The organism is Pseudomonas sp. efr-133-TYG-5 (genome assembly GCF_030209175.1).
Taxonomy (GTDB): Bacteria; Pseudomonadota; Gammaproteobacteria; order Pseudomonadales; family Pseudomonadaceae; genus Aquipseudomonas.
In genome coordinates this window covers 126,825-139,187 of the sequence record NZ_JARVSM010000001.1, presented here as the reverse complement: position 1 = coordinate 139,187, position 12,363 = coordinate 126,825, and the positions used below count along the sequence as shown (strand labels likewise).

At 60.2% G+C, this 12,363-nt stretch carries 11 protein-coding genes; 3 read left to right on the top strand and 8 right to left on the bottom strand.

Features of this window, described 5'->3' with window-relative positions:
- Window positions 1-130 precede the first annotated feature (130 nt).
- The 4 genes from QRN70_RS00615 to QRN70_RS00600 all read right to left on the bottom strand — a co-directional run bounded on the left by QRN70_RS00615 (window position 131) and on the right by QRN70_RS00600 (window position 5,169).
- Complete coding sequence (locus QRN70_RS00615; protein ID WP_285415266.1) at window positions 131-1,624, bottom strand: DUF1254 domain-containing protein; 1,494 nt, start codon at window positions 1,622-1,624, stop codon at window positions 131-133.
- A 33-nt stretch (window positions 1,625-1,657) separates the two neighbouring features.
- On the bottom strand, window positions 1,658-3,112 hold the full coding sequence (locus tag QRN70_RS00610; protein WP_285415264.1) for a DUF1254 domain-containing protein: 1,455 nt from the start codon (window positions 3,110-3,112) through the stop codon (window positions 1,658-1,660).
- A gap of 341 nt (window positions 3,113-3,453) precedes the next feature.
- A complete protein-coding gene (locus QRN70_RS00605; RefSeq protein WP_285415262.1) occupies window positions 3,454-4,083 on the bottom strand; it encodes a LysE family translocator in 630 nt (209 codons plus the stop codon).
- Between the two features lie 168 nt (window positions 4,084-4,251).
- Window positions 4,252-5,169 (bottom strand): LysR family transcriptional regulator, encoded by a 918-nt coding sequence (locus QRN70_RS00600; protein WP_285415260.1) that lies wholly within the window; start codon window positions 5,167-5,169, stop codon window positions 4,252-4,254.
- Window positions 5,170-5,322: 153 nt separating this feature from the next.
- On the opposite strand from QRN70_RS00600, the gene QRN70_RS00595 reads away from it, so the two are divergent.
- Complete coding sequence (locus tag QRN70_RS00595; RefSeq protein WP_285415258.1) at window positions 5,323-6,333, top strand: zinc-dependent alcohol dehydrogenase family protein; 1,011 nt, start codon at window positions 5,323-5,325, stop codon at window positions 6,331-6,333.
- A gap of 145 nt (window positions 6,334-6,478) precedes the next feature.
- On the opposite strand, the gene QRN70_RS00590 is transcribed toward QRN70_RS00595, so the two are convergent.
- Complete coding sequence (locus QRN70_RS00590; RefSeq protein WP_285415257.1) at window positions 6,479-7,711, bottom strand: NADH:flavin oxidoreductase/NADH oxidase family protein; 1,233 nt, start codon at window positions 7,709-7,711, stop codon at window positions 6,479-6,481.
- 73 nt (window positions 7,712-7,784) lie between these two features.
- Entirely contained in the window at window positions 7,785-8,864 is a 1,080-nt protein-coding gene (locus QRN70_RS00585) for a saccharopine dehydrogenase family protein (protein WP_285415255.1), read from the bottom strand.
- A 194-nt stretch (window positions 8,865-9,058) separates the two neighbouring features.
- Here QRN70_RS00585 and QRN70_RS00580 point away from each other — a divergent pair, with 194 nt between their 5' ends.
- Window positions 9,059-9,862, top strand: coding sequence for a type 1 glutamine amidotransferase domain-containing protein (locus QRN70_RS00580; RefSeq protein WP_285415253.1), 804 nt, complete (start codon window positions 9,059-9,061; stop codon window positions 9,860-9,862).
- Window positions 9,863-9,898: 36 nt separating this feature from the next.
- Window positions 9,899-10,903 (top strand): acetoacetate decarboxylase (ADC), encoded by a 1,005-nt coding sequence (locus QRN70_RS00575; protein ID WP_285415251.1) that lies wholly within the window; start codon window positions 9,899-9,901, stop codon window positions 10,901-10,903.
- A 15-nt stretch (window positions 10,904-10,918) separates the two neighbouring features.
- Here QRN70_RS00575 and QRN70_RS00570 read toward each other — a convergent pair whose 3' ends face one another.
- Together QRN70_RS00570 and QRN70_RS00565 are read right to left on the bottom strand one after the other, a co-directional pair.
- Window positions 10,919-11,398: a MerR family transcriptional regulator gene (locus QRN70_RS00570; protein ID WP_285415249.1), complete on the bottom strand. Its 480-nt coding sequence runs from the start codon at window positions 11,396-11,398 to the stop codon at window positions 10,919-10,921.
- A 148-nt stretch (window positions 11,399-11,546) separates the two neighbouring features.
- Complete coding sequence (locus QRN70_RS00565) at window positions 11,547-12,137, bottom strand: TetR/AcrR family transcriptional regulator (protein WP_285415247.1); 591 nt, start codon at window positions 12,135-12,137, stop codon at window positions 11,547-11,549.
- Window positions 12,138-12,363: the final 226 nt, after the last annotated feature.

Genomic DNA, 12,363 nt, shown 5'->3' with positions numbered 1-12,363 from the left:
GAGACGTAGGACCCAGGCTCTCCCGTTCGGAGAGCTGGTGTGCCACGCTAGAAAACTAATCGAAGGGTCACGGTTCAGATCACCCCGCTGCTCGCGTTAAAACGCCTGACTGGCGGGGCAACGAATTCGCCTACTGCTTGATCAGGTCACTCGGCTTCCAGCTCTGGTCAAAGAAGGCCTGCTTCGGCCCATACAGCCGCACGATCACTAGGAAACCCTTCTCCGGTACGGTCTTGATCCAGTTCTTGCCCTCGCCCGGCGAGGTCGGGCTGAAGTAGATGTCGGTGGAGCCGTCGCTGTTCTGCGCCGGTTTATCCATCTGGTTGAGGGACGGAAACGGCTGGCCGTTGTCCAGACCGGACGCGGTCAGGTTGTCGTAGGCGGTGACCGACCAGAACAAAGCTGCCGGGACGTTGGCCGGGAGGTTGAGCTTGTAGGTCTGGGCGCCGTCGAGGAACTTACCCTCGGCGTCACGGGTGGTGGCGGGATACTTGGCGCCGGCACCGACCATGTTCATGACCATACCCGGGCTGTCCGAGTAGGCCGAGGTGAAGAACGCCACGCGTTGTTCAAGATTGGTGAAGCTGCCGCTGGACTGGAACTCGGTGTTCTCCCCGGCGAAGGTGTTCACGTACTGGCGATCCGTGTAGTAGAGACCGCCCGGCTCTTTGTACAGCAGGTGACTGGTCACCACCTTGCTCATCTTGAACGCGGTGCGTGCCGCTTCATCCAGCAGCTTGCGTCGTTCGGCATCCGGGGCAAAGGGCTTGCCCTTCTCGATGCCCAGAGTGTGCAGGAACCCGCGCATGTCCATGTCCGCCGGGTCGACGGCTTCGGCGTCGATGAAGCGCGTGAGCATGTCGAAGTAACGACCGTCCTCGGGAAACAGCATGTTGATCGGTGCGCCGCTGGCGTCGGGGAATTGCATCGGCAGGGCCGAATCCTTCTTGCCCAGTGGATAGATCTTCGTGCGCTCGACCTCTGCCACCGGCACACTGAGGTCTTTTGGGTCCTTGAAGAAGGTGCGCCAGAACAGGAACACGTTGTTGGTGCGCGAACGGTAGACGAATCCCTCTGTCGGTTCCGGCCCCTTGTAATCAGGCGGGAGCAGCACATAGGTGCCGCCCTTGCCTTTGTCGGGGCCGGCCAGGCCCACGTCGCCACGCCAGGTCCTGCCGTCGATGGTCGGCCCGACAACCGGTCGCTGGAAGAAGTCATCGAACATGCCCTGCACGCCAGGCGGAGCTTCGACCACCAGTGGGCCGTACTTCTGCAAATCCAGATAACTCATGGCGTAGACCAGATCGGAGTTCGGCGTCGTCACCAGGGTCTTGGCATTGATGCGTTTCTTCCAGGTCGGCAGGATGTTGTAACCGGCACCGAACTGCTTCTCTGAGGCTTCCTTCATTGACCAGATGTTGATCGCCGGCAAGGCCCACAGATACGACTGCACCGCGCGCTGAAACACCAGTTCATCAATCAGACTGCGCGCCGTTGCTTCGGTCGGGAAGCCCTTTTCAAAGGGCAGATCGGCCAGCTCTTCATAGCGTGACGCGGCATCCGCCAGGCCGCTTAGAGCGATGCTTGCGGCCAGGGCCGTCAGTGTGGTGCGCAAACGGTCCATGGACTGTCCTTATCAACGCAGTTGGAAATCGGTTCAGTTGACCTTGACGACTGCCGGTGGCGTCCACTGGCCATTCAACGCGGCCGCTTCCGGCCAGTAGGCACGAACGTAGAGCGAGAAGTCAGCGCCCTTGGGCGCCGGTAGCCAGTTGCTTTCCTTGTCCGTCCCTGGTGAGTCACTCTGCACGTAGAGCGTCAGCGAGCCATCGGCATTGGTCTTGAGCGACTTGTTCTTGGTGCCCAGCGAATAGCGGCCCAACGAGTTTTCGGCGAAGAAATGCTGCTGGTTGTACAGCGTCAGCGACCAGAAGCCCTTGACCGGTGGCAGCGCGCCTTTGGGGAAGGTCACGCTGTAGCGCTGGGCGCCGTTGAGCCGGGTGCCGGACTCATCCAGGTCCTGGTAGAAGTACTTGGTCTCGATCTGTTTGTTGACGAAGATGTTTGATCGGGCGACCGCCGTGCGCAGGAAGTAATCGGTGCCAAACGCTGCACCGTTGTCGATGGTGCTCCAGTGATTGGGCAATTGCTTGCCGTAGTTGCGGAACTGCAACAGTGGCTTGACCACTTCTGCATCAGACTTCTGCGCCTCGTCGATCATGGCTTTTTTCAGCTCAGGATCGCGCTGGGCAATTTGTGCCAACACAGACAGTTGTGCATAGCGCGCCTCCTCGCCCGGCAACGGTTTGGCGTCCTTGAGAATCGCCGGCAGCTCCTCGAAAAACTTTTCCGGAAGCACCCAACGGGTTTCTTCGGCCCCTGCCGCTTCTGCCGGGAATTTCGGCGATTGGCTCCAGTCGCGCTGTTTGAGTTTGCCGTCGTATTTGGACAGCGGGTACATGTCGATGCCCGCTAGATCGTGCTGGATGGCCTTGCGATCTTCGGCGGTATCATCCTGGAATACCCGCGGAATCACGAAACCGGTATTGGTTTTTGCGCGAAATACCTGGGTGATGCCTTCAGGTACCTTGCCGTTCCAGTCCGGCCCGACCAGCAGGTAGAAACCGGGTTTAGTGGCGTACATCTTTCCCAGCTCGGCGAAGCTGTCGGAGCGCAGATCCACCACCTGATAAACCCAGAACCGCTCGCCAAAGTCCGGAACCTGCAAGACCACCGGTTCCAGATCCAGCGCAATACTGCCAGCGCCGTAGACCACATCCTGGTTCGGGCAGGCTACCAGGCGTTCTCCCGGCGAGATGTAGTCGGTAAGCATCGACAGATGATTGATCGGTGCCACAGGCACGATGCCACCCATCAAGCCGGCCTGCGGCAGGTCCTTGAACTTCAGTCGGCGGTTGTAAATGTTGGCCATCGGCCAACCCCAGAAATACGCCTCCCGCGCCATCATTCTTACGTAGGTTTCAGTGACCTTCACGTCGGTTTCAGGACCAGGTACCTGCGCTACCGGCAAGGTCTGCGCTTCCGCGGCCACTGTGCCGAGCAATACTGCAGCAGCGAGCAGACCGCTGACGAATACAGGCGTTTTGTTCATACGGTAGTTTCCCTGCTGGGCGGTTTCTCGGGGTGCAAAATCTTCTTTAGAAAACCTAGCAGAGGAAACGTGATCAGCCAGAAAAGGCATGAAAAAATACGATCATATTTCCATTTCTGATAACCCATTCTCAGCCTGCGATGCCAATTGCCAAATGAAGCCAGTAATCCTTGGAAGTCTGGCTGGTGATCTTCAGGCTGAATAGGTAGAAGAGAACGTCTTTTACAGAGCTGGAAGCTGCGTGATTTGATCAAGCAGTAATGATCAAGGACGTTGCACCGTTATCAGACGGTGCAACGTACAAGCGACTGCGAGGCAGGCGAAGCCATTCTGGTGGATCTTTAACTCGGTCGGCCGAGCAGTAACAACCGCGCTGCCAGTGAAGCCATCACCGCAGCGAAGCAGTAGGCCCCGAGGCGTCTATCGATCAGGCCTTCACGGAGTCGACCATGCAGTCGTCCGGCGCACAGTCCGAGCAGGGAATGGAAGATCAAGGCGATTAATGCGAGCAGCAATCCTAAGAACATCAATTGCGTGGTTACGTGACTGCCGCCTGTGGTTACGAACTGCGGCAGAAAGACCATGAAGAACAGCAGCGCCTTGGGATTCAACAGGCTATTGAATGTCGCCTGGACAAATATCTTCCCTTCTGACGCCTGGGTGGCGTGAGAACCCGTGTCTGTCGGGCGCGACTTCAAGGCCTGCCACGCCAACCACATCAGATAACAAGCCCCTGCCCAGCGCACCAAGTCAAACGCGGGAGCCCAACTCATTACCAACGCACCGAGCCCTGTGCTCACGGTAACCGTCATCAGTACATCGGCCAGGGTTATGCCCAAGGCAGCGGCGAGACCGGCGCGCCAGCCGTGTGCAACTGCATGGCTGGTAACGATGGCCATATTAGGGCCAGGCACTATCAGTAACAGCAATACTGCACCGATGAACAGGTACAGGTTTGTGACGTCCGGCATAGGGCAATCCTTCCTCGAAGGAGACGGATCATGCTAACCGGCGCTGGATCGGCAGAAGCAGATACAGTGAGCATTGATTTCGCCCCTACAGTCAGGGCGTAGAAACAAACCAACCTTTTGCCCTCGCGAGGATGAGAGGTGTCCAGGTAGAGCGCGAAATTACCGCGCTCAACGGCCTTCCAGCCAGTGCCCATAAATGCTCGGAAACTGTTCGCGCAGCCAGTCGACAAACACGTCGACCTGCGGTGCCAGGTGCGAACGGCTCGGGTAGATCACCGATACGGGCCGCGGATGCGGTCGATAAGGGCGTAGCACCTCGACCAGCGATCCGCTGGCCAGGAAACGATCCAGGGTGATGCCCGGGGCCTGCAGAATGCCGAAGCCTGCGACGCCGCACTCGACATAGGCGTTGGACTCGTTGACGGTGATACCGTGGCGGCAGATGTGCGACTGCTCGCGACCACCATCGATAAACTGCCAGGCGAGCGGACGCTGATTCTGTCCGGAGAGAAAGGTAACGCCGCGGTGTGCGCTCAGTTCCGCCAGCGTTTTTGGCTCGCCATGTTCCTCCAGATAGCGCGGCGCCGCGCAGGTAATCATGGTCGCCATGCCAATGCGCCGAGCGACCAGGCTGGAATTGGGCAGCTCGCCGATACGCAGCGCACAGTCCACGCCCTCCGCCACCAGATCGACCGTTCTGTCAGTGACCCCCAGCACCAGTTCAATGGCCGGATAACGACTGTTGAACGCGCGCAGGCTTTCGATCAGCCCGGGCTGTGCGAACGCAGTCGGGATGTCGACGCGCAAGCGGCCACGCAGTGTTGACCCTGGGGACGCAAACATGGTCGTCGCCTCGGCAACCTCGCCGAGGATGGCTTTCACGCGCTCGTAGAATTGTTCGCCTTCCGAGGTCAACCGTACCGTGCGGGTGGTCCGCTGAAACAGCCGAACGCCGAGGGACGCTTCCAGCTCCTGAATGGCGCGGGTCACCTGCGGGCGACTGATCTGGATGGCGTCCGCTGCGCGAGTGAAACTGCCCAGCTCGGCCAATCGGGCAAATACCTGCATCGACTGCAGCAACTCCATGACGTCCTCTCACTCTCGTTTGTTGCGGCTAACACACCTGCGATCAGTCTGATTGTTGTTTTATGAAATAACAATGCTGTGCCGTTACCGGCATTTATTGCCCCGCCTCGCTTCGCAACAATGGCGTCACTCACATCCACTGGAGATAGGCACATGAAAGCGTGGCTTCTGAACGACTTCGGGCTCGATAATCTGGCCCTCAGCAACACCCCTACCCCTGAACCCAAGGCCGGCGAGTTGCTGGTCAAGATCGGCGCGGTGTCGCTCAACTTCCGCGACAAGGCGATCGTCGATGGTTTCTATGAACCGCACCTGGTGCCCAAGCCACTGATTCCGGTCAGCGATGCCGCCGGTACGGTGGTCGCCGCGGGTACGGGCGTCAGCCGCTTCAAAGTGGGCGACCGCGTCAACTCGCACCTTTACTCACGCTGGATCGATGGCGAGCCAGGACCGGATGAGCCGGCCTACTGCTTCGGCATGCCGCTGCCAGGTGGCCTGGCCGAGTACATGATCATTCATGAAGAAAGCGCGGTTCGTGCGCCGGACAACATGTCCGATGAGGAAGCCTCGACCCTGCCCATTGCAGCGCTCACGGCGTGGTATTCGCTGGTCGACTACGGCCAGATTCAGCCGGGCCAGACGGTGCTGGTTCAAGGCACCGGCGGCGTATCGATTTTCGCCGTGCAACTGGCCACCGCGCTTGGTGCCAAGGTGATCGTGACCTCCAGCAGCGACGCCAATCTCGACGCGGTGAAAAAACTGGGTGCCGTGGCCGGGGTGAACTACCGAACCTTCCCGCGCTGGGAAGAGGAAGTCTTGAAGCTCACCGATGGCAAAGGCGTCGACCTGCTTCTGGATGTCGCCGGTGGCGAGGGTCTGAACCAATCCATCCTGGCCACCAAGGCCGCCGGGAAGATTGCACAGATTGGTTTTCTCACCGGGCAAACCACCACGTTGAGCCTGATGCCACTGATCTTCCGCCAGACCACTGTGCGTGGCATTGCGGTGGCGCCGCGCTCGTCATTTGATCGCATGAACGAATTCCTTAACGAGCATGCGATTCGCCCGGTGATCGATCAGACCTATGCATTCGACGACGCCCACAAGGCATTCGAGCACCTGGCTCGCGGCGCCTTTGGCAAAGTGGTGATCAAGGTTGCTTGATTAACCCAGAGGACATGCCGGCCAAGCGGCATGTCCTCTGCGAGGCCGTTACTTCGGCGTTGCGGTAGCAATCGGCGCTCTAGAAGCAGGCCAGAACCTGAACCCAATGCAATGCCCGCGTCATGCTGGTGCCAACGCGCTGATCTCACATCGAACGCCCGGCCACCCAGCGCCGATATTGCCGGGTACGCAATGCCATCGCGAGTTGCTGCATCACCAACGCACGCAACGGCGACACGTTCGGATCGGGCTGTTTGGCTCGACTGAGTTTGCGCAGCTGAAACTTCACCACCGCCATGTTGGCCAAGGCAGCCATGGCTTTGTTCTTCCAGGTGATCGCTGGCAATTGTGGGGCGGTGTCTTTGCCCAGCCGCCATTCGCGCGGCAAGTGTGGATCGATGGCCAGCGCCGTGCCGATGCCGACCATGTCGACACCGCTCTGCACGACGCTCTCGGCAACCGGCAGGCGCCGTATGCCGCCAGTGACCATCACCGGCATATGGGCAACAGTGCGAATGTCGCGGGCAAATTCGACGAAGTACGCCTCCCGCGCCAGGGTCCGACCATCGCGGGCCTCACCTTGCATGGCGGGGACTTCGTAACTGCCTCCCGAGAGTTCGACCAGGTCTACGCCATGGTTATTGAGTAATTCGACGACTCTCTTCGCGTCAGCGGCAGTGAAGCCGCCGCGCTGAAAATCAGCCGAATTGAGTTTGACCGCGACGGCGAAATCCACGGAAACCACAGCCTTCACTGCCTTGACGATTTCCAGCAGCAGGCGTGCGCGATTTTCCAGTGAACCGCCCCACTCGTCCGTTCGCTGGTTGGTCAGCGGCGAGAGGAACTGACTGAGCAGATAGCCATGGGCGGCGTGGATTTCCACACCGGTGAAACCCGCCTGTTCACCCAGGCGGGCAGTCGTTGCGAAGCGCTGAATGACGTCGGCAATCACGCTTGCCGTCATGGCGTGCGGCATGGCGAAACGCTTGGACATGTTGCCCAGCTCCAGCGGCACGGCTGACGGCGCCCAGGTTTTCTGCGCAAGGTTGGCCTGCATCTGCCGGCCCGGGTGATTGATCTGCAGCCAGAATTGCGCGCCGCCGGAGCGACCGATGCGCGCCCAACGCTTGAATTTTTCCAGTTGCTGATCATCCTGCAACACCACTCCACCCGGGCCGGTCATGGCCCGGCCATCGACCATCACATTGCCGGTGATGATCAGCCCGGCGCCACCCTCAGCCCAGGCATGATAAAGCCGCATCAGCGCTTCGGAAGGTGCCTGGTCGGCATCGGCCATGTTCTCTTCCATGGCGGCTTTGGCGATGCGGTTGTTGATGATCGAACCGTTGGGCAGCGTCAGCGGTGCAAATACATTCATGGGGCAGTCCTCATCTGGTGATGAAGCGAGCTTAAGTTTGAAGTCAACTTTAAGGTCAACGCTTTTCTCCAGATCATTCAACAGTGATTGCACCTGACCCTGGCAAGCGGCTGACCATCTCGGCGCCCAGCAACCGCGCAGGCGTGTAGGCACCGCCGGGCGGACGTGTCTGCAACAGATGATCGACCACCGCCAACGCAGCATCGATCGTCAGGCTGTAGACGTTCGCGGTGTGCACGCGCGCGACTTTGCATTCGCCCCGGGCGTTACGGGCCTCGCCCCACACAAAGGTGCCTTGATCGGCACGTTTTGCCTGATCCGGGCCGACCACTGTCTTGCCGATACGCGCCTTGAGCCAGCGCTGCACGAATGACACCGCCAGCACCGGGCGAACCCAGTTGGCAAGCCGCGCGCTGCGAATCATCCCGACAGAGCCCGGTATGAACACCTCGATATTGCCGATGCCGGTGGTGTGCCAGGCCGTCGACACGTCGCCCCAGGGAATCGTCATGGCGAGCTTCTCGCCGGCGCCGAAATCGATGCGCCGGACCCGATAGGCCAGCGGTACAGAAACGATTTTACCGTTGCGACGAACCTTGCCGCCCTGCGCCATGCCCTCGACCGACGTCTTGGCAGTGCCGGGCGAAAAGCTCGAACGCGAATCGAAGCCCAATGCCAGGTGCGTGGCATCCGGCAGCGCGTCTTTCAGGGCGGCGGCGACACAGTCGGTGGGCACCACATCGAAGCCGACGCCGGGGCAAATGACTACACCCGCCGCGCGCGCCCGCTCGTGCAGAGTCTGGGCGTGCTCGAACACGGCAATCTCGCCGGTGATGTCCAGATAGTGCGCACCGGCCTGCAGACACGCCTCGATCATCGGCGCGGCGGTCGCCGAGAACGGTCCTGCACAGTGCAGCACCAGGTCATGCCCCTTGATCTGCGCCAACAACCGCAGGTCATCCTCCAGGCCGAAAACCCGCGCTTCGAGCCCCAGTTCGCGAGCGAGCGCTTCGACCTTATCGCGATTGCGCCCCGCCAGTACCGGCCTGAGTCCGCGCTGTCTGGCAGCACGGGCGATCAACTCGCCGGTATAGCCATTGGCGCCATAAATCATCCATTTGCTCGGCGGATCCAGATTGTCTTGCTGACTCATGCAGTGCTCCTGAGCGAGTGGCAAAAGTGCGTGATTGCCTTGCCTGATCGGTGCGCCACGCTAGCGTTAAAGTCAGGTTGAGGGTCAAGCGCAAAGGTACGACGACCGGCGCAAATTATTTGCACTAGCAGGGATTGACCTTAAAGCAAGGTTTAAGGTGAGCATGCGCCGACCTGCTCGATTGACGGAACCGGATGATGCTCAAGAGTCTTTGTTCTTATGCCCTGGTATTGATAGGTGGTGCGCTCATGACGTTCGCAAATGCTCAGACGATCCCTTCCACGGCCGCAGCCAAGGATCGCCAGATTCTGGTGATCATGACCAATCACGCCAGCTACCCCTCCCGAAGCGATACCACCGGTCTGTGGCTGACGGAGCTGACCCATTTCACCGATGTGGTGGAAGCGGCCGGCTACACCACTGTGTTTGCCAGCCCCAAGGGGGGCGCCGTGCCGCTGGATGAGCGCAGCCTCGGCTGGCTGTATATGGACAAGGCGGCCCGCGAGCATTTGCAGTCCCCTGCATTCCGCGTGCGGCTGGCCAACACACTGCCGATCGCCGAGGTCGATCCGTCCCGCTTCAGCGTCATCTATTTCACCGGTGGCCACGGGGTCATGTGGGACTTTCCCGGCAACCCCGATCTGCGCCGCGTCGCCGAAACGATCTACAACCGCGGCGGCATCGTCTCGGCCGTCTGCCATGGCGTGGCGGGTCTGCTGGATCTCAAGGACGAACACGGCCAGTTGATCATCAAGGACCGCCACATCACCGGTTTCTCTGATCGCGAAGAGCTGTTTTCAGGCATGAAGAGCCAGGTGCCGTTTTTCCTGGAAGACCGGCTGGTGAGCCAGGGAGCGCGCTACCGCAAGGCGTGGCTGCCGTTCACCTCCTTTGCCATCACCGATGGCCGACTGGTCACCGGGCAAAACCCGCAATCGCCCAGGGCCGTGGCTGAGGCCGTACTGGTCGTGCTCCAGGCCGGCGAAGTCACGCGCTGAATCCCCTCGTAGATCCACCACCCGGAGAAACACCGATTGAAACTCGCAAGCGTCGTTTTAACAGGACTGCTGTTCAACTCATTGGCCAACGCTGCGTTGGCGGAGACACCTGACATGCCCGCCCCGACCGACACCACCACCATCGACATCGCCGGCCAGCAAGTGCCCGTGGTCAAGGGCGGCCTGTATGACCGTTTTCGCTCCAACCCGCCGCTGTCGGTCATTGCCGCCGAAGTACCGGGAGTCGATCTGAGCTGGTTCAAGGGCCTGGCGAAGAACAGGGTCGACATTGGCTTCGAGTCGTTTTCGCCGAATTTCTACTACCAGAACAGCCGCGTCACCGCGATTTATACGGCCGACCTGGAGCGCCTGCGGGCGTTGATGCCGGCCGAGGTGCTGGCCACCGTGCAGCCGCTGCAAATCTGGCCCGGGCGAGGCCTGATCGCGTTCACCGCCTACACCTACGAGCATTGCGACAACGACGCCTATAACGAGGTAGCCGTATCGATCATCACCAACAAACCCGGCAAAGCCAACCTAGGCCCGTTTACCCTGATTGGCCAGTCGATGTCGGCAGACTTCTGGGGATATGTGCTCAAGTTGCCGGTCAATACAGAGTTGGCACGAGTACGCGGTGTCGTCGGTTACAACCTGCCGAAGTGGCTGACGGGCATTGATCGCCAGGAAGATGCGCAGTCGGTGGTCTACGCCATCACCGACAGCCAGACCGGCAAGCTGGACGTTTCGTTCAAAGGGAAAAAGCTTGCCGATCTGTCGCGTGACGTCGATCTCGTCACCAGCAGCTTCACCAATCTCGATCACCAGGGTCACCTGGCTTATGGCTACGCCGTCTCTCGCCAGCTCAGTCACGGTTCAAGCCGGGACGCCGATGCGGCCACACTCACGCTGGGCGACGGCAGCCTGTCGGATTACCTGCGCTCGCTGAAGCTGGGGAAAATGCTCAAGTACGAATACGTACCCGAGTTCCAGAGCGCGCTCTATGCGCCCAAGCCGCTCGCCACACTGGTGGGCGAACGCTGAAAGCAAAAACGCCCGTCAGGTTCGGCTGGCCTGACGGGCGTTCTTTGTCCGCGCAGCCCCTGCCGCACGCTTGCCTGACGCAGGAACCACAGCGTCTTCCCGCAGGCGATTGATCAGCATTTGCGCATTGTCCGCGCACGCCATGCCTTCGGGCTTACCCTCGATGCCCTCGATCACCAGCAGCAGTTGCGCCTTGTTCTGCGCCAGGCGCTGTTGCAACACTTCGATTTCCTCGACCTTTTGCTTGAGGCCACCGAGCAACTCATCGTGCTGCCAGCCATTGGCGTTCATCGGCATCAACTGACGAATCTCTTCCAACGAAAAACCCGCCGCCTGGGCCCCGGTGATGATCTCCAGCACCCACTCGGTGTCAGGGGCATAGTCGCGGTATCCGTTCGCCTTGCGCGCGACGGATTTGATCAGGCCGCTCGCTTCATAAAAACGGATGCGTGACGGCGCCAATCCGCTGATTTTCGCCAATTCGCCAATTCTCATGTTGCACTCCGCTAGCCCTGGACCTTGAAGTCGACTTTAACCCTAAAGCTGTTGACTGGCCAATTGTCGGGCGGGGAAAAATTCCGTTCCCGCCCGACAAGCGCGAGACGCCGAAGATAAGCTCCAGCGGCGAAAACCCGCGTCGGCGTTACGCCTGCGGCGCGTCTTCACCGCCCGGCAACGAAGCGAACATCTGCGCGCGGCACACTTCGAGGATCTCGTCCGCCAGCGCGGAATCATCCGGACAGGCTCGCGACAGCACCAGCGCGCCGACCGCGCGCGACAGCAGGTCGAGCATTTTCCTTCTGCCCTCGCCCGGCGCGGCGTCCGGCCCGGTCGGATATTTGTCGCCGAGGGTTTGCAGGGTGTGTTCGATGCCTGCGGCGAACGTCGCTTTCACATCGTCCGACTGTCGCGCCGCGTCGCCGCATAACGCGGCCATGGTGCAACCGCTGCCTCGGCCGTCGCGATGGTCTCTGTTCACATACACGTCGATGAAGCCCGGCACATCGAGCGCCTCGGCGGCGGCCAGTGACTTGGCCAGGCTGCAGGCAGAGGCCTCGGCCATCAGGTCGGCCTTGGAGCCGAAATGCTTGTAGAAACCGCCATGGGTGAAGCCGGCAGCGGCCATCAGATCCGACACGCCGACGCCGTCAAAGCCACGCTCGCGAAACAGCTCGGATGCCGTCTCGACGATGTGTTCTCGGTTGGCCTGCGCCTGGGCCTTGGTCACTCGCACGTGCAATACCTCGTGTTCAGTGGGAAATCATGGGCTGATGATACATAGATGTTGCTCATAATCAAAACCGTTGACAGTTTAGATTTCGATCATCATCCTAATTGCAGACACCGGCGATTTCCTTCAACGGAAGACAGCACATGAACAACCAGACCCTGTTCACTCCTGACCCACTCGGCAGCCGCACGCTGTCGAAGCGCGCCGTGATCGCACTGTCTGTTTCTCC

Excerpts from the sequence above, each read along its gene's own strand:
- QRN70_RS00615 (WP_285415266.1), bottom strand. The coding sequence starts at position 1,624 with ATGGACCGTTTGCGCACCACACTGACGGCCCTGGCCGCAAGCATCGCT.
- QRN70_RS00610 (WP_285415264.1), bottom strand. The coding sequence starts at position 3,112 with ATGAACAAAACGCCTGTATTCGTCAGCGGTCTGCTCGCTGCTGCAGTA.
- QRN70_RS00605 (WP_285415262.1), bottom strand. The coding sequence starts at position 4,083 with ATGCCGGACGTCACAAACCTGTACCTGTTCATCGGTGCAGTATTGCTG.
- QRN70_RS00600 (WP_285415260.1), bottom strand. The coding sequence starts at position 5,169 with ATGGAGTTGCTGCAGTCGATGCAGGTATTTGCCCGATTGGCCGAGCTG.
- QRN70_RS00595 (WP_285415258.1), top strand. The coding sequence starts at position 5,323 with ATGAAAGCGTGGCTTCTGAACGACTTCGGGCTCGATAATCTGGCCCTC.
- QRN70_RS00590 (WP_285415257.1), bottom strand. The coding sequence starts at position 7,711 with ATGAATGTATTTGCACCGCTGACGCTGCCCAACGGTTCGATCATCAAC.
- QRN70_RS00585 (WP_285415255.1), bottom strand. The coding sequence starts at position 8,864 with ATGAGTCAGCAAGACAATCTGGATCCGCCGAGCAAATGGATGATTTAT.
- QRN70_RS00580 (WP_285415253.1), top strand. The coding sequence starts at position 9,059 with ATGATGCTCAAGAGTCTTTGTTCTTATGCCCTGGTATTGATAGGTGGT.
- QRN70_RS00570 (WP_285415249.1), bottom strand. The coding sequence starts at position 11,398 with ATGAGAATTGGCGAATTGGCGAAAATCAGCGGATTGGCGCCGTCACGC.